Origin of the sequence: Thiococcus pfennigii (genome assembly GCF_016583835.1) — a bacterium.
In the GTDB taxonomy this organism is placed as follows: domain Bacteria; phylum Pseudomonadota; class Gammaproteobacteria; order Chromatiales; family Chromatiaceae; genus Thiococcus; species Thiococcus pfennigii.
In genome coordinates this window covers 11832-26979 of the sequence record NZ_NRRW01000031.1, presented here as the reverse complement: position 1 = coordinate 26979, position 15148 = coordinate 11832, and the positions used below count along the sequence as shown (strand labels likewise).

The window sequence follows — 15148 nt, the reverse complement described above, 5'->3', positions numbered from 1 at the left end:
CCTCAGCATCGCCCCCCTGCACAGATGATTTCGAGATCGGCCGTCCGCGCGAGCTCCTCGGCGACCTGCCGTCGCAGTGCCGGGTCGACCGGCTGGTTGATCAGCAACGCGAAGGCCGCCCAGCCCCCGTCGCGCCGCAGGTAACCCGCATAGGTGCTGACCCCGGTCAGTGTACCCGTCTTCGCCTGCACCGCGGAATTCCCCGGCTGGACCGGCAGCAGCGCCCGATAGGGCGCGAAGGCCTCGAGCACCTCGACCAACTGGCGGGCGCTCAGGCGGTTGCCGCGCGACAGGCCGGCCCCGTCCTCGACGCGGAAGTCCCGCCAACCGAACCGCCCCTCGAGCCAGCGGGTCATCGCCCGCTGGGCCTGCGCCATGTCGAGGCCCACCCCACCGGGCTCGCCGGCGAGCAGCAGAAACAGCTGGTTGGCGATGAAGTTGCTCGAATGCTCCAGCATCGGCCCGAGCACCGCTCGCAGGTCGCGGCTGCTGCGATGGCTCAAGACCCGCTCGGCGCCGCGCGGCAGGGCGCCGATGCGCTGCCCGGGGCCGACGACGATGCCGGCCGCAGCGAGCTTCGCCGCGAGCACCTCGCCGGCATAGCGCAGCGCCAGCTCGCGGGTCTGAAGATTGATGCGGTGCGTGCCGGGACCGAGCCGCGCACCGAACTCGCGCGCGAGCGGGGTCAGCGGCGTCTGCCCCTCGGCGCTCGCGAGCGCCCCGCCCGCAACCCGCAGATGGAGGGTGTTGAAATTGACCGCGAAGGCCGTGACCGGGGCATCGTAGGGATTGTCGCTGCCCGAGCGCCCGGGGATGTGCAGGTCCGGGGCGTAGAGGCGGTCGTCGATACCGATCCCGGCGAGTCGCTGGACGCCGGCGCGCGCGAGCGACCGGGCGAGGAGGTCGAGCTCTTCGGAGACGAGGAAGGGATCGCCGGAGGCGCTGACCCAGAGCCACTGGTCGTCGGCGACATAGAGCTCGGTCGTGAACCTGTAGTCCAGCCCCCAGCGCTCGATCGCCGCCAGGGCCGTGACGAGCTTCATCGTCGAGGCCGGGATCATCGCCCGTTCGGCATCGCGCGCGATGACGGGGCGGCCTTCGACCTCGACCAGCAGGGTCGCCTCGGGCAGCGCCAGGACGCGCGCGGCCGGCCCGCCGGCGGCCGGGGCGCCGACGAGGACGAGGAGGAAGCCGAGGACGAAGATCGACGGGCGCAACGCGGATGGGAGGACGCTCATGGACGCTCACGAGGCAGATTCAAGGCGATCCCACCGGCGCCCGCAGGCGCGGCGGGGAGACGCGTGGCGAGTCGCCGGGTCGCCGCGCGCACCCCAGGTGCGTGCCTGCCGGCGGGCCTCCCACGAACCCCAAGGATAACCGAGATGATGCGACAGGCCGCAGCCGACGAAAGGGCGCCCACAATGGGACGCGAGGCGGCAGCGAGTGGCGCCGACGCGACCGAGCGCCCCCCGCCGCCGATCCTCGCGCGCCTCGCCGCGGCCGTCGGCGATCCGGCCGGGCTGCGCCGGGTCCTGCACGACAATGCCACGGCCCTCTACCGACCGGCGACGCCACCGGCCTGACCCGACCAAGCCCTTGCCCTGGCGCCCACGCGCCGGATCGATGTACTGGGCCGTTGTACTGGGCCGTTGTACTGGGCCGGCCGCCGATGCGAGTGCCTCGCTCCAGAAATACCGAGGCCGCTTTCATGTCGCCCTATGACTCGCCCTATGATGCGAACGCCGATAGGGGCCCGCTTGCGGGCGACGACGACGCGCTCGTGGCGGCCAAGGAAGGGTTCAGAAACGAACGACACAAGCGCGAAGACGACAAGAAACTACGAAATACACGAAGGTCGCGAAAAAACGGCAGATTCTTGTGTGTCAGTTCGGCCCTTTCGCGTGTTTCGTAGTTCCCAGAAGATGGACCGGCTGTCCTTGAATCGTCACTCAGATCGCCCGCAAGCGGGCTCCTACCACGCGCCACGCGGGGATTGCAGGCAGCGACGCGCGGTCTCGGGAATTGCGCGGTCTTGCGCTAGTCGCCGTGTTCCTGCAGCAAGCGCCGCTTCATGAGCCTGAGCCCGAGCCAGGCGAGGCCGACGACGACCGGTACCGCGAGCCCCAGGTCGATGCTCGCATCGACCGGCAACCCCTTGGCCTCCAGGGCCTTCAGCACATAGCCGATCAGGCCCACGCCGTAATAGCTGATCGCGATCACTGACAACCCCTCGACCGTCTCCTGGAGGCGCAGCTGGATCTTCGCGCGGCGGTTCATCGATTCGAGCAGCCGGCGGTTCTGGTCCTGGAGGGCTACCTCGACGCGGGCACGCAGCAGGCTGGTGAGGCGCGCCGCGCGCTCGGCGAGATCCTGCTGGCGGGCGCGCGTCGAATTGCAGGTGGCGACCGCCGGGGCGAGCCGCGCCTCGAGGAACTCGGTGAAGGTCTGTAGGCCCTCGATCCGCCCCTGGCGCAGCTGTTCGAGGCGCTGCTCGACGATCCGATAGTAGGCCCGCACGGCCTCGAAGCGATAGGCCGAGCGGGCCGTCACGGCCTCGATCTCGGCGGCCAGCGTCGAGAGTTCGGCGAGCAGATCGGCCTCCGAATGCGGGTCGCCCGAGCGCTCCCGATCGGCGATGCGGGCGGCCACCGCGACCAGGCGCCGGTCGGCATCGCTCAGCGTGCCGTTCACCTCCCGCGCCAACGGCAGGCCGAGGAAGGCCATCGCCCGATAGGCGTTGACCTCGAGGATCCGCCGGGCGAGCCGCCCGGCCTGGCCATCCGACAGGCCCTCGTCGCGCAGCAGGATCCGCGAGCAACCGTCGGCGTGCACGCGCAGGTCCGACCAGGCGCGGCCCGCGCCGCCGACGACCTGGGCACCGACGACCGGATTGCCGGCGAAGAGCGCCGTGAGCCCCTCGGCGCTACGCTCGGGCGCATCCCGCCCCTCCAACGCCAGCGAGGTCGCGGCGATGACCTCCCCGGGCAGGTCGCGCAGCCAGTCCTGCGGCAGCTCGGCGAGCACCGGCTCGGCGAACGGGTCGGCGAAGGGCCCCTGCTTGCAGAAGGTATAGGTGACGAACTCGGTGTGACGCTCCCAGCGCAGCCGGATCGCCCCGAGATCGGCGGCATAGTGCTGCCCGACCTCCGGCGGCGGCGGCACGCCATAGTGCTCGAGCAGTCGCAACAGGTGGCGCACGTTGCGCCCCGAGCCCCGCTCACCACAGACCGAGGCGATGTAGGAGATCCGCGCCGGCGCCCTCAGCCGATCATAGCTGCGCGCGTGCAACTCGGCCGTGACCTGATGGCGCAGGGGGTGCTCGGTGAAGGGGAGTGTCATGGGGCCGAGGGCTCGTCTGTTGCAAGGGCGCCTCAGATTAGCCAGATTCGCTCACAGGCGCCAGCGCCAGCCGGAGACGACGTTCACAGCCGAGGGGCAGCGCCTGCGCAGCCTTCTTCGACGAGGGTGAACGCCCCCCTGTCGGTCCTCGCCTGGGGGCGCTGGGGAATCCCGCCTCCCGGGGCGATCGAGTAGGCGACGCCAGCGGAGGCCGCTGTCGGGTTACGGCGCGCGCTGGCCAGTTCCCCTTCTCGGCGACCGCCGTGCCGGCGCACCTGACCCGACCACGGGGCGCGCCGGTATCGCCGGGGCCGTAGGTCGGGTTAGCCCCTCGGGGGCGTAACCCGACGGCCGGCGACGCGGTACCGACCGAGGCCGCTGTCGGGTTACGGCGGCCGCCGCCCGGCCCTGGGCCTTGGGTGGAACGCCGAGTTGGCGGCTCAGAGCAGTTTCACCAGCGCGGCAATCGCGGCGACCTGGGCGAACATCAGGGGGACGATCCACTTGAGAAGGTCGACCTTGGTGCGCGCCACTTCGCCGCGCACCTGCTCGATTTCCTTGAGCAGCCGCAGCTCGCTCTCGCGCGAGGCAGCGCGAACCTGCTCGACATCGGCGCGGACGCGCTCAATGTCCTGCTTGAGCTCAGCGCGGAGTTGCTCGATGTCCTGCTTGAGCTCAGCGCGGAGTTGCTCAATGTCCTGCTTGAGCTCGGCGCGGAGTTGCTCAATGTCCTGCTTGAGCTCGGCGCGGAGTTGCTCAATGTCCTGCTTGAGCTCGGCGCGGACCCGCTCGATCTCGGCACGGACCTCTTCGATGTCGAGCTTCAGCTCGGCGCGGACCCGCTCGATCTCCTTCTGCAAGCGCAACTCGCTCTCGCGGACGTGGCCCTGGGTGGCCAGGTCCGGCAGGTGCGGATAGCGTTCTTCCAGGCGCTCGAACGCCTCGGCGATCACGCGCGCGCGGGCGCGCTCGTCCGGGGCGCTGGTCAGGGCTTCGTAGAGGGCGACACTCGAGCTCATGGAATTACTCTGCCATCGCAGCGGAGCCGCAGCAAGCGCGTGGCGCAGACCCGACGAGTGCCACCCCGACCCGATCGACCTGATCACGGCGAGGAATCGGCCACGGCCGTGGCGTCACCGGCCGCTGAAGATACCGCAACGACCGCGCCGCGCCGTTCACGGTATCATTTCGCACCTCGATGCCAAATAACTCAGTCAGGAGTGAAACCGTCCATGCCAACGATCAAGACCCACCACACCGGAGACATGGTCTTCGAGACCGAGGTCGGCCAGCACCGCATCTTGAACGATGTGATGCCGACCCCCGAGTGGGGTGGCAAGGGCCGCCACCCGACGCCGCCGGACTATTTCGTCGCCTCGATCTCCTCGTGCGTCGCCGCCTTCGTCGTCCAGTACTGCAACCGCGCGGGCCTCGACAGCAGCGGGATGACGATCGAGCTGTCGTTCGAGAAGGGCGAGAAGCCGGCCCACCTGAAGGACTTCGTCGTCGACATCCACCTGCCGAACGCCGAGGTCGGCGAGCGCATGGCGGCCCTGAAGCGGGCGGCCGAGGCCTGCACCATCCACGAGACCATCGCCCGGATGGGCGAGGGCCTGGCGATCCGGGTCACCGACAAGACCACAGGCTAGTCGCCACGCCCCGCGCGCCGGGGCGCGACGCCGTCAGCGTAGGCGGTGCGCGCCCTGACCGGCGCTCAGCCCCGCGCCCGCTCGGCGAGCCGCTGGCGGGCGCGGGCAATGGCCGCGCGGACCTGGGCCGGGGCCGTGCCGCCGATGTGGTCGCGGGCCGCCACCGAGCCCTCCAGCGAGAGGATCGCGAAGACGTCGTCGTCGATCGCGCCGGAGAACCCCCGCAACTCCTCCAGGCCCATCTCGGCCAGATCCCGCCCCTCGCGGATCCCATGGGCGACCGCCCGCCCGACGATCTCGTGGGCGTCGCGGAAGGCGACCCCCTTGCGCACCAGGTAGTCGGCGAGATCGGTCGCCGTCGCGAAGCCCTGGCGGGCCGCGGCGCGCATCCGGTCACGATCGCAGGTCACGGCCCCCATCATATCGGCGAAGACCTTCAACGACCCCCGGACGTTGTCGACCGTGTCGAAGAGCGGCTCCTTGTCCTCCTGGTTGTCCTTGTTGTAGGCGAGCGGCTGACCCTTCATCAGGGTCAGCAGCGCCATCAGGTGGCCGAAGATCCGCCCGCTCTTGCCACGCACCAACTCCGGCACGTCCGGGTTCTTCTTCTGCGGCATGATCGAAGAGCCGGTGCAGAAGCCATCGGAGAGCTCGATGAAGCCGAATTGGGCCGAGGACCAAAGGATCAGCTCCTCGGAGAAGCGCGACAGGTGCATCATCAGGATCGCCGCGGCCGCCGTGAATTCGATCGCGAAGTCGCGGTCGGCGACGGCGTCGAGCGAGTTCTCGGCCGGGCGGTCGAAACCGAGCAGGCGGGCCGTCTGCTCGCGGTCGATCGGGTAGGTGGTGCCGGCCAGGGCCGCCGCCCCGAGCGGCATGACATTGAGGCGCCGCCGGCAGTCGGCGAGCCGCTCGGCATCGCGCTCGAGCATCGCCAGCCAGGCCATCATGTGGTGACCGAAGGTGATCGGCTGGGCGACCTGCAGGTGCGTGAAGCCGGGCAGGATGGTCTCGGCCTCGCGCTCGGCGAGCGCGAGCAGGGCCTCCTGGAGGCGCCCGAGCTCGGCGGCGATGGCGTCGATCTCCTCGCGCAGCCAGAGGCGGATGTCGGTCGCGACCTGGTCGTTTCGTGAACGCCCCGTGTGCAATTTCTTGCCGGCGTCGCCGATCGCCGCGGTCAGGGCCGCCTCGACATTCATGTGGACGTCCTCCAGCGGCACCGACCAGGCGAAGTCGCCGGCCTCGATGCGGGCGCGGATCGCCCCCAGGCCGGCGACGATCGCGGCGCGCTCGGCGTCGCTGAGGACGCCGCGCTGGGCGAGCATGGTCGCATGGGCGATGGACCCGGCGATGTCGTGGCGGTAGAGCCGCCGGTCGAAGCCGACCGACGCGGTGAAGGCCTCGACGAAGGCATCGGTCGGCGCGTCGAAGCGACCGGCCCAAGGCTTGACGAGTGGATTCTGGTCGTTCATGGATGGCTCAGCCTGGTGGTAAATTGACTATTTTACCCGTGTGATGGGACCACAGGACGCCATGCCGTCGGATTCCCTACCCAGATCACCGCCACGCCACGGCCTGATCCCCGACTTCTGCCGCCTGCCGATGGTCCTCGGCGTCGTCCTGACCGCCGAACTGCTGGCTATCGTGCTGGCCCTGGCCTCCGGCGGCCCGCTCGCCCGGTTCTGGGAGCAGCTCGGTCCCCTCTCCCTCTACACCCAGACCATCACGCTCGCGAGCGCCGCGCTCCTATGCCTGGCCCGTCCGTGGCTGGCGCGCCGCGGCGACCGCGACGCCGCGCTCCTCGCCTGGCTGTCGATCCAGGGGGTCGCGGCGCTGACCGGTCTCGCGGCCGCGGCCCTGGTCCCGCCGCCGCTGCGGACCGAGCTGTTCCCGCCCGGCGGCACCGGCGACCTCCTCGTGCGCACGCTCGGTATCAGCGCCATCGGCGCGGCGTTGCTGATCCGCTACCTGACCCTGCACGCCCTCTGGCGCCGCCAGATCGAAGCCGAGGCCGAGGCCCGCTTCCAGAAGCTCCAGGCCCGCATCCGGCCCCACTTCCTGTTCAACAGCATGAACACCATCGCCCACCTGACCCGCACCGATCCGCGCCTGGCCGAGGAGATGGTCGAGGACCTCGCCGACCTCTTCCGCGCCAGCCTGGCCGATGAGGACCAGGCCTCGACCCTGGCCGACGAGCTGGAACTCGCGCACCGCTTCCTCAACATCGAGCGCCAGCGCCTCGGCGAGCGCCTCAATGTCCAGTGGGACATCGAGGGCCTGCCCGGTAGCGCGCCACTGCCGCCGCTGATCCTCCAGCCGCTCGTCGAGAATGCGATCTACCACGGCATCGAGCCCGCGCGCCGACCCGGGCTGATCCGTATCGCCGGACACTACCGCAACGGCCAGGTCCGGCTGACGATCCGCAACACCTTGCCGGCCGAGGGCGAGGCGGGCCGCCACACGAGCGGCAACCGCATGGCCCTGCGCAACATCCGGCAACGGCTGAGCAGCCTGTTTCCCGGCGCCGCCCAGGTGATCGAGACGCGCAGCGAGGGCGCCTACCAGATCAGTCTGATCTTCCCCTACCCGTGGAGGGCGCGCCCATGAAGATCCTCGTCGTCGACGACGAGGCCCCGGCACGCGCACGGCTCAGTCGGCTGATCGAGGAGCTCGACGCCGGACACGCCGTCGTCGGCGAGGCGGCCGATGGCGACGAGGCGCTGGCCTTCTGCGCCGAGGTCCCGGTCGACCTGGTCCTGCTCGACGTGCAGATGCCCGGCATGGACGGCCTGGAGTGCGCCGCCCGCCTCGCCGAGCTCGACCCCCCGCCGGCCGTGATCCTGGTCACCGCCTACACCCGGTATGCACTCGCCGCGTTCGCCCACCAGGTCCGGGACTACCTGGTCAAGCCGGTGCGCCGCGAGCGCCTCGCCGAGGCGCTCGCGCGACTGCCGATCACGACGCGCCCACAGCGCCAGGCCCTCGGGCTCGCCGAGGCGACGACCGCGCCGCCCCGCCGCCACCTGAGCGCCCGCTATCGCGGCGGGCTGAAGCGGGTGCCCCTCGAGGAGATCCACTACCTGTTCGCCGAGCAGAAATACGTCACGGTCCACTACGACGGCGGCGAGTTGCTGCTCGACGACTCGCTGAAGGCGCTCGAGGACGAATTCCCCGGACGGTTCCTGCGCATCCACCGCAACACGCTGGTGGCCCGCGACCGCGTGACCGGCCTGGAGCGGACCTTGGACGGGACGACCCTCGTGACCCTGCGCGGCTGCCCCGAGCGCCTCCAGGTCAGCCGCCGCCACCTGCCCGAGGTCCGCCGCTGGATGCGCGCCGGCGTCCCCGATTGACCCGCCGCCGTCGCGGTAGTGCCGGCCGACGCTTGCTGTCAAAATAGGCCCATCCACTCCACCACGCGCGCCGCGCCCGACCCGCATGACCCACCCCCAGACGTCCCAGACGACCGCCCGCACCGAGGCCCGCGCCGGGGCCGGGATGGCCAGGGTTTGGCTCGTCCTCGGTGCCCTGGGCGGCCTGCTCTCGGTCGCCCTCGGGGCCTTCGGCGCCCATGCGCTGCGCGACCACCTCGCCGAGGGCCTCATCGCCACCTGGGAGACGGCGACGACCTATCTCGGGATGCACGCGATCGCGCTGCTCGTCTGCGGCCTGCTGGCGCTGCAGCGCCCCGGCCTGGGCCTCATCGGCGCGGCGGCCTGGACCTTCCTCGTCGGCACCCTGGTCTTCAGCGGGAGCCTCTTGGCCCTCGTCCTCACCGGCGCGCGCGCCTGGGGCGCCGTGACCCCGTTCGGCGGGGTCGCGCTCCTCCTCGCCTGGGGCCTGCTCGCCGTCGGCGCCTGGCGCGGCCTGCGATAGCGCGCGCGGAGCGGACCTTGCGCGAGACCCGCATCCATGTCGACGCACCGCTCGCGGCGGGCCAACAGGTGCGCCTGCCCGGCGGCCCCACGCAGCACCTGCTCGGGGTCCTGCGCCTCGCCGCCGGGGCCGAATTCGTCCTCTTCAACGGCGACGGCGTCGACTACCGCGCCCGACTGCTCGATGCGGACCGCCGCGGGGCGACCGTCGCGATCGAGGCGGCCGGCGAGGTCGAGCCGGTGCCGCCGCTGACGCTGCGCCTCGGGATCGGTATCGCCAAGGGCGAGCGCCTCGAGTTCGCGCTCCAGAAGGCCGTCGAACTGGGCGTCGCCGAGGTCCAGCCCCTCTTCACCGAGCGCACGGTCGTGCGCCTCGACGGCGAGCGGCTGACCAAGCGCGCCCAGCACTGGCGGGGCATCCTGATCGCGGCCTGCGAACAGAGCGGGCGGCGCCGACTGCCGCGGCTGGCCGCGGCGGCCCGCCTGGCCGATTGGCTGGGCGAGCGCCAGCCCGGCGGCCTGCTGCTCGACCCGCGCGCCGAGCGCGCCCTGAGCGACCTGCCGCCCCCATCCGGCCCGCTGACGCTGCTGGTCGGCCCCGAGGGCGGCCTGAGCGAGCGGGAGCGCGCCGCGGCCCGCGCGCACGGCTTCACCGGCGTGCGCCTCGGCCCGCGGATCCTGCGCACCGAGACGGCCCCGCTCGCGGCCCTGGCCGCGATCCAGGCCCTCTGGGGCGACTTCCGCACCACCCCCGCCTGAGCGGTCGGGCCTGGGGCCGCCGGGTGGGTGCCGCCCGACCCGCCCCCATCTCACCGAGCGAGGGCGACGTCAGGGGCGACCTGGCGGCCCCGATGCGATCCCCGCAAGGCCTGCCACACCGGGCACCGAGAGGCCATCCACCGCCAGACGCAGACGAGCGAGGTCACAATGCTGATCACCTTCAAGACATCCGCCTATGCCGACATCACCATGTTCGGCCACGTCGCCAAGACCCTGCTCGGGCTGATGGGCCACAGCGGCGCCATCCCCGGCGCCCTCCTCGCCGAAGACATCCCGGAGGCCCTCGCGCGGCTCGAGGCCGCGGTCGGCGAGCATCCCGACCGGCCACTCGATCCACCGCAGGAGGGCGCGCGCGACGAGGAGCAGGTCCACGTCAGCCTCGCGCACCGCGCCCTGCCGCTGATCGCGCTGCTCAAGGCCGCGGCCAAGGCCCAGGCAAACGTGACCTGGGACCAGGGCTGAGACCGCTCGCGCGCACCTCAGCAGCCGGTATCGTGCTCGGCCGGCGCGGTCGAGTGGATCTCGCAGGATTCCAGTTCCGGCAGATGGCTGAAGTGGCCGCCGATGCCGTGACGCTCCAAGGCTTGGGACATGGCCTCCAACCGCTGATCCATCAGGTGGATGTGGTCGAGCATCCGGTTGACGGCATGGGCGACCGGATCGGGGGCATCGCGCGTCGCGCCGTAGGCGTCGAAGCCGATCCGCTTGGCGGTGTCCACCCGGCGCTGCGACTGCTCGCCGCTCGGGCGCTCGATGACGTGACCCGGGACACCGACGACGGTCGCCCCGGCGTCGACCGACTTGACGACGACGGCGTTCGAGCCGATCCGCACCCCGTCGCCGATCCGGATCGGCCCGAGCACCTTGGCCCCGGCCCCGACGACGACGTCGCGCCCGAGGGTCGGGTGGCGCTTGCCCTTCTGCCAGCTGGTGCCACCGAGCGTCACGCCGTGATAGAGGGTGCAGTCGTCGCCGATCACGGCCGTCTCGCCGATCACTACGCCCATCCCGTGGTCGATGAAGAACCGCCGACCGATCTCGGCCGCCGGATGGATCTCGATGCCGGTGAACAGGCGGGCGACATTCGCCAGCACCCGCGCCAGCCACTTGAGGCCCCGTCCCCAAAGGTAATGGGTGAGGCGGTGCATCAGGATCGCGTGGAACCCCGGATAGGTCGTGACGACCTCCAGGACGGTGCGCGCCGCCGGGTCGCGGTCGAAGACGCAGTGGATATCTTCGCGCAGTCGCTCGAACATGGCATGGCCCTCCCCGGGCCGCGGTCTCGTCATTCCTCGCGCGGCGCCGGCGCCGCGGCGCGGGCGAAACGCCCCGGCGACTTGCGGCCTTGGGCGGCGCTCAGGATGCCGCGCAGGATGTTGAGCTCGGTGCGATCCGGCTCGGCGCGCTGGAAGAGCCGGCGCAGGCGCCGGCCCAATTTGCTCGACTGCTCGGGGTCGGCGAAACCGATGTCGAGCAGCGTCTGGTCGAGGTGCGCGAAGAAGCCCTCCAGCGCCTCGCTCGGGGCCAGGTCGCGCGGGGCCGCCGCCGGCGCCGCGTCGGCCTGCTCCAGCCAGACCCGGCGCAACTCGTAGGCGAAGACCTGGGCCGCCGCCGCCAGGTTCAGCGAGCTGAAGTCCGGGTCGGTCGGGATGTGCGCGAGATACTGGCAGCGGGCCAGTTCGTCGTTGCTGAGCCCCGAACACTCGCGGCCGAAGACCAGCGCCACGTCCCCATGGCGCGCCTCCTCCAGCAGCAGCCGCGCCGCCGCCGGGGGCTCGACCAGCGGCCAGGCGACGGCCCGATGACGGGCGCTCGAGCCGATGACGCGCCGGCAGCCGGCCAGCGCCGAGACCAGGTCGGGATGGACCTCGGCGGCGGCCAGCAGGTCGTCGGCGCCGGAGGCGCGGGCGATCGCCTCGGCGTCGGGCGGTTGGCGCGGGCTGACCAGATGCAGCCGGCGCAGGCCCATGTTCTTCATCGCCCGGGCGACGGCACCGATGTTGCCGGTGTGGGTCGTCTCGACGAGCACGAAGCGGATCCGCGCGAGCGGAGAGGTCTCTGGATCGGTCATTGAACGCTATTCATCGGCGGCACTCCTGGGGCGTGCCAGTTCAGAAAAACAGGGGGCGATTGTCAAGCTTTCGCCCGCGAGGCGGTTCGGGTATCGTGTCGCGCATGAACCCCATGCTGAATATCGCCACCCGCGCCGCGCGTCAGGCCGGCCGGGTGCTGCTGCGTCACTTCGATCGCGCCGACCAACTCGCCGTCCACGACAAGGGCCGCAACGACTTCGTCACCGAGGTCGACCGCGCCGCCGAGGCGGCGATCGTCAACGAGCTGCGCGGCAAGTATCCGTCCCATGCGATCCTCGCCGAGGAGAGCGGCCAGCACGGCGATGGCGAGACGGTCTGGATCATCGATCCGCTCGACGGCACGACCAACTACCTCCACGGCTTCCCGCAGTTCGCGGTCTCGATCGGCCTGAAGCACCGCGGCAAGCTGGAGCTCGGGCTGGTCTACAACCCGCTCTCGGAGGAGATGTTCACGGCCGTGCGCGGACAAGGGGCCCACCTCAACGATCGACGGCTGCGCGTGGGCAAGCGCCCGGGGCTCGACGGCGCGCTGATCGGGACCGGTTTTCCGTTCCGCGACCAGAAGTACATGGACCGCTACCTCGGTATGCTGCGGGCCATCATGCAGGAGGCGGCCGGGATCCGGCGCCCCGGATCGGCCTCGCTCGATCTCGCCTATGTCGCAGCCGGGCGCCTCGACGGCTTCTGGGAACTGGGCCTCGCCCCCTGGGATCTGGCCGGCGGTGCCGTGCTGATCGCCGAGGCCGGTGGCACCGTGACCGACCTCGCCGGCGGCGGCAACTTCCTCCATACCGGCAATCTAGTCGCCGGGAACCTCAAGGTCCATCAGGCGATGCTGGGCCGGATCCGGCCCTTCCTCGACGAGACGCTGCCCGCCTGACCCCGTCCGCCGGGCGCCGCGCAGGCCGCCCGCTCGGAGGCACCAACCGGTGCCGACAACTGCTTCGCCGGCCGAAACGGTGCGGCCGTTGAACAATACCGCCCCCCGGAACGCCGAGCCCTCTGGGAACGCCGAGCCCCAGCTCGGCTCAGCTCGAGCCAAGCCCCTGCCGTGCTGCAATCCATCACCCTTCGCTTGGCCGATTCGCTACCCCGGGAGGCTGCGAGTGCTGGAGCCTGAGCACGCGCAGCGAGGATTGCCGAGCTGGGGCTCGGCGCTCCCGAAGCGGACATCCCTGTCCGCGGCCGGGTCGGCCTCAGTGCGCGACGGCCCCGTCGGCACCGATACCGGTCTCGCAACGCACCTTCTGGGCCTCGTAGGCGGCACGCTCGTTCTTGGCCCGCTCCGAGCGATCCAGGACCGAGAAGAGCCAGATGCAGAAGAAGGCGACCGGGATCGAGACGATGGCCGGGTTGTCCAACGGGACCAGACCCACCGGCTTGCCATCGGCGCCCAGGTTGCCGAGCACGTCGCCCCAGACCGCCTTGGACAGGACCGTCAGCGCCACCGCGCTCAACAGCCCGGCGAAGCCGCCGAAAAGCGCCCCGCGGGTGGTCATCTTGCCCCAGAAGATGGAGGCGGCGAGGACCGGGAAGTTGGCGCTGGCCGCGACCGCGAAGGCGAGCCCGACCATGAAGGCGACGTTCTGGCTCTCGAAGGCGATGCCCAGGGCGATCGCGACCAAACCGAGGACGAAGGTCGCGATCCGCGAGATGCGGATCTCGGTCGCCTCGTTGCCGCGGCCGCGCGCGATGACGCTCGCATAGAGGTCATGGGAGATCGCCGAGGCGCCGGCCAGGGTCAGCCCCGCGACCACCGCCAGGATGGTGGCGAAGGCCACCGCCGAGATGAAGCCGAGGAAGATGCTCCCCCCGACCGCCTCGGCGAGCTTGATCGCGACCATGTTGGTGCCGCCGACCAGGCCCTTGGGATCGGCCACGACGCCATCGACGAGGGCGCCCCCCTTGAACCACTCCGGGTGCTGGGTGAGCAGCGCGATCGCCGCGAAGCCGATGATGAAGGTCAGGACGTAGAAGTAGCCGATGAAGCCGGTCGCGTAGAAGACCGACTTGCGCGCCTCCTTGGCGTTCGGCACCGTGAAGAAGCGCATCAGGATATGGGGCAGACCAGCGGTGCCGAACATCAGCGCCAGGCCGAGCGAGATGGCGTTGATCGGATCCTTGACCAGGGTGCCCGGCCCCATGATGGACTCGCCGCTGCCATGGTGCGCGACCGCCTGCTTGAACATCTCCTCCGGCGAGAAGCCGAAGTGCATGAGGGCCGCGCCGGCCATGAAGGTCGCCCCCGCGAGGAGCAGTACCGCCTTGGTGATCTGCACCCATGTGGTGGCCGTCATGCCGCCGAAGATCACATAGACCATCATGAGCACGCCGACGGCGACCACGGCAATCCAATAGTCGAGGCCGAACAGCAGTTCGATGAGCTTGCCGGCGCCGACCATCTGCGCGATCAGATAGAAGGCCACGACTACCAGCGACGAGGTCGCCGCCATGGTGCGGATCGGGGTCTGACCGAAGCGGTACGAGGCGACATCGGCGAAGGTGAACTTGCCCAGATTGCGGATCTGCTCGGCGATCAGGAACATGATGATGGGCCAGCCGACCAGGAAGCCGATCGAGTAGATGAGCCCATCGTAACCGGAGGCGAACACGAGCCCCGAGATACCGAGGAAGGACGCTGCGGACATATAGTCCCCGGCGATCGCCAGACCATTCTGGAAGCCGGTGATGCCGCCGCCAGCGGTATAGAAGTCCCTGGCGGTGCGGGTCCGCCGGGAGGCCCAGTAGGTGATGCCCAGGGTCCCCGCGACGAAGACGAGGAACATGGCCACGGCGCTGGTATTGACCGGTTGCTTCTCGACCGCGCCGGTCAGCGCCGGTGCCGCGGCCAGGGCGACGGGGATGAGCAGGAGGGCCAGAAGGCCCCAGGGACCGATGCGTCTCAAAGCAGGTCCTCCCGAATCGTGCGGGTCATGCGATCGAACTCGCCATTGGCGCGATAGACGTAGATCCCGGTCAGGATGAAGGCGCTGACGATGATCGCGACGCCGATCGGGATGCCGATGGTCGTAACCGCCCCCTCGGCGATGGGCTGCGCCAGCCACTGGGGCTCGAACGCGATCACCAGGATGAAGCCGTAATAGATCGCCAGCATCAGGATCGTCAGTATCCAGGCGAAGCGTTTGCGTTTGGCCACCAGCTCCGCATACAGCGGATGGCCCTTGATGGCCGCCACCGAATCTTCTTGCATGTAGTTACCCTTTCCATTAGAGGACACTCGGTTTGCCGATTCGGCGCGGTCCAACCGCACGAGAATCCGCCCACTCAGGCGCCCGCGGCAGCGAATGGACGGCAGATAAGCAGGGCACGCGCGCTCCGGCTCTGGCTGGCTGGACGACCGCGGCGCCGAATTGACAAGCAGACAAGCCCGCCGCGATGCGGCTACGGCAAG

16 protein-coding genes are annotated in these 15148 nt (G+C 70.5%); 8 read left to right on the top strand and 8 right to left on the bottom strand.

Going from position 1 to position 15148, the window contains the following annotated elements; all coding sequences use genetic code 11:
- Positions 1–2: 2 nt before the first annotated feature.
- On the bottom strand, positions 3–1238 hold the full coding sequence (locus CKO41_RS11355; protein WP_200251187.1) for a D-alanyl-D-alanine carboxypeptidase/D-alanyl-D-alanine-endopeptidase: 1236 nt from the start codon (positions 1236–1238) through the stop codon (positions 3–5).
- Positions 1239–1382: 144 nt separating this feature from the next.
- On the opposite strand from CKO41_RS11355, the gene CKO41_RS11350 reads away from it, so the two are divergent.
- On the top strand, positions 1383–1583 hold the full coding sequence (locus CKO41_RS11350; RefSeq protein WP_200251189.1) for a hypothetical protein: 201 nt from the start codon (positions 1383–1385) through the stop codon (positions 1581–1583).
- A gap of 454 nt (positions 1584–2037) precedes the next feature.
- On the opposite strand, the gene CKO41_RS11345 is transcribed toward CKO41_RS11350, so the two are convergent.
- Both CKO41_RS11345 and CKO41_RS11340 read right to left on the bottom strand, forming a co-directional pair.
- Positions 2038–3339, bottom strand: a complete 1302-nt coding sequence (locus CKO41_RS11345; protein WP_200251191.1) for a DUF3422 family protein — start codon at positions 3337–3339, stop codon at positions 2038–2040.
- Between the two features lie 440 nt (positions 3340–3779).
- Positions 3780–4358 carry a coiled-coil domain-containing protein gene (locus tag CKO41_RS11340; protein ID WP_200382303.1) on the bottom strand — a complete coding sequence of 193 codons (579 nt, stop codon included), beginning with the start codon at positions 4356–4358 and terminating at the stop codon, positions 3780–3782.
- A gap of 213 nt (positions 4359–4571) precedes the next feature.
- Between CKO41_RS11340 and CKO41_RS11335 the strand changes: the two genes are divergently transcribed.
- Positions 4572–4988, top strand: a complete 417-nt coding sequence (locus tag CKO41_RS11335) for an OsmC family protein (protein WP_200251195.1) — start codon at positions 4572–4574, stop codon at positions 4986–4988.
- A 65-nt stretch (positions 4989–5053) separates the two neighbouring features.
- Here CKO41_RS11335 and argH read toward each other — a convergent pair whose 3' ends face one another.
- Positions 5054–6460, bottom strand: a complete 1407-nt coding sequence (argH, locus tag CKO41_RS11330; RefSeq protein ID WP_200251197.1) for an argininosuccinate lyase — start codon at positions 6458–6460, stop codon at positions 5054–5056.
- A gap of 61 nt (positions 6461–6521) precedes the next feature.
- On the opposite strand from argH, the gene CKO41_RS11325 reads away from it, so the two are divergent.
- From CKO41_RS11325 to CKO41_RS11305, 5 genes are all read left to right on the top strand, one after another.
- Positions 6522–7595, top strand: coding sequence for a sensor histidine kinase (locus tag CKO41_RS11325; RefSeq protein ID WP_200382301.1), 1074 nt, complete (start codon positions 6522–6524; stop codon positions 7593–7595).
- Positions 7592–8341: a LytR/AlgR family response regulator transcription factor gene (locus CKO41_RS11320; RefSeq protein ID WP_200251203.1), complete on the top strand. Its 750-nt coding sequence runs from the start codon at positions 7592–7594 to the stop codon at positions 8339–8341. The genes CKO41_RS11325 and CKO41_RS11320 overlap by 4 nt, the downstream gene beginning before the upstream one ends.
- A gap of 85 nt (positions 8342–8426) precedes the next feature.
- The gene (locus tag CKO41_RS11315) at positions 8427–8864 is read left to right on the top strand and encodes a DUF423 domain-containing protein (protein ID WP_242464272.1); all 438 of its coding nucleotides are present in this window, start codon (positions 8427–8429) and stop codon (positions 8862–8864) included.
- Positions 8865–8881: 17 nt separating this feature from the next.
- Positions 8882–9622, top strand: a complete 741-nt coding sequence (locus CKO41_RS11310; RefSeq protein ID WP_200251205.1) for a 16S rRNA (uracil(1498)-N(3))-methyltransferase — start codon at positions 8882–8884, stop codon at positions 9620–9622.
- 168 nt (positions 9623–9790) lie between these two features.
- Positions 9791–10105: a DUF1840 domain-containing protein gene (locus tag CKO41_RS11305; protein WP_200251207.1), complete on the top strand. Its 315-nt coding sequence runs from the start codon at positions 9791–9793 to the stop codon at positions 10103–10105.
- Between the two features lie 17 nt (positions 10106–10122).
- On the opposite strand, the gene cysE is transcribed toward CKO41_RS11305, so the two are convergent.
- Positions 10123–10899, bottom strand: coding sequence for a serine O-acetyltransferase (gene cysE, locus CKO41_RS11300; protein WP_200251209.1), 777 nt, complete (start codon positions 10897–10899; stop codon positions 10123–10125).
- Positions 10900–10928: 29 nt separating this feature from the next.
- Positions 10929–11714, bottom strand: a complete 786-nt coding sequence (locus CKO41_RS11295) for an RNA methyltransferase (protein WP_200382299.1) — start codon at positions 11712–11714, stop codon at positions 10929–10931.
- Positions 11715–11818: 104 nt separating this feature from the next.
- Here CKO41_RS11295 and CKO41_RS11290 point away from each other — a divergent pair, with 104 nt between their 5' ends.
- On the top strand, positions 11819–12616 hold the full coding sequence (locus tag CKO41_RS11290) for an inositol monophosphatase family protein (protein WP_200251212.1): 798 nt from the start codon (positions 11819–11821) through the stop codon (positions 12614–12616).
- A 316-nt stretch (positions 12617–12932) separates the two neighbouring features.
- Here CKO41_RS11290 and CKO41_RS11285 read toward each other — a convergent pair whose 3' ends face one another.
- A complete protein-coding gene (locus CKO41_RS11285) occupies positions 12933–14642 on the bottom strand; it encodes a cation acetate symporter (RefSeq protein WP_200251214.1) in 1710 nt (569 codons plus the stop codon).
- Positions 14639–14947 (bottom strand): DUF485 domain-containing protein, encoded by a 309-nt coding sequence (locus CKO41_RS11280; protein ID WP_200251216.1) that lies wholly within the window; start codon positions 14945–14947, stop codon positions 14639–14641. The genes CKO41_RS11285 and CKO41_RS11280 overlap by 4 nt, the downstream gene beginning before the upstream one ends.
- Positions 14948–15148: the final 201 nt, after the last annotated feature.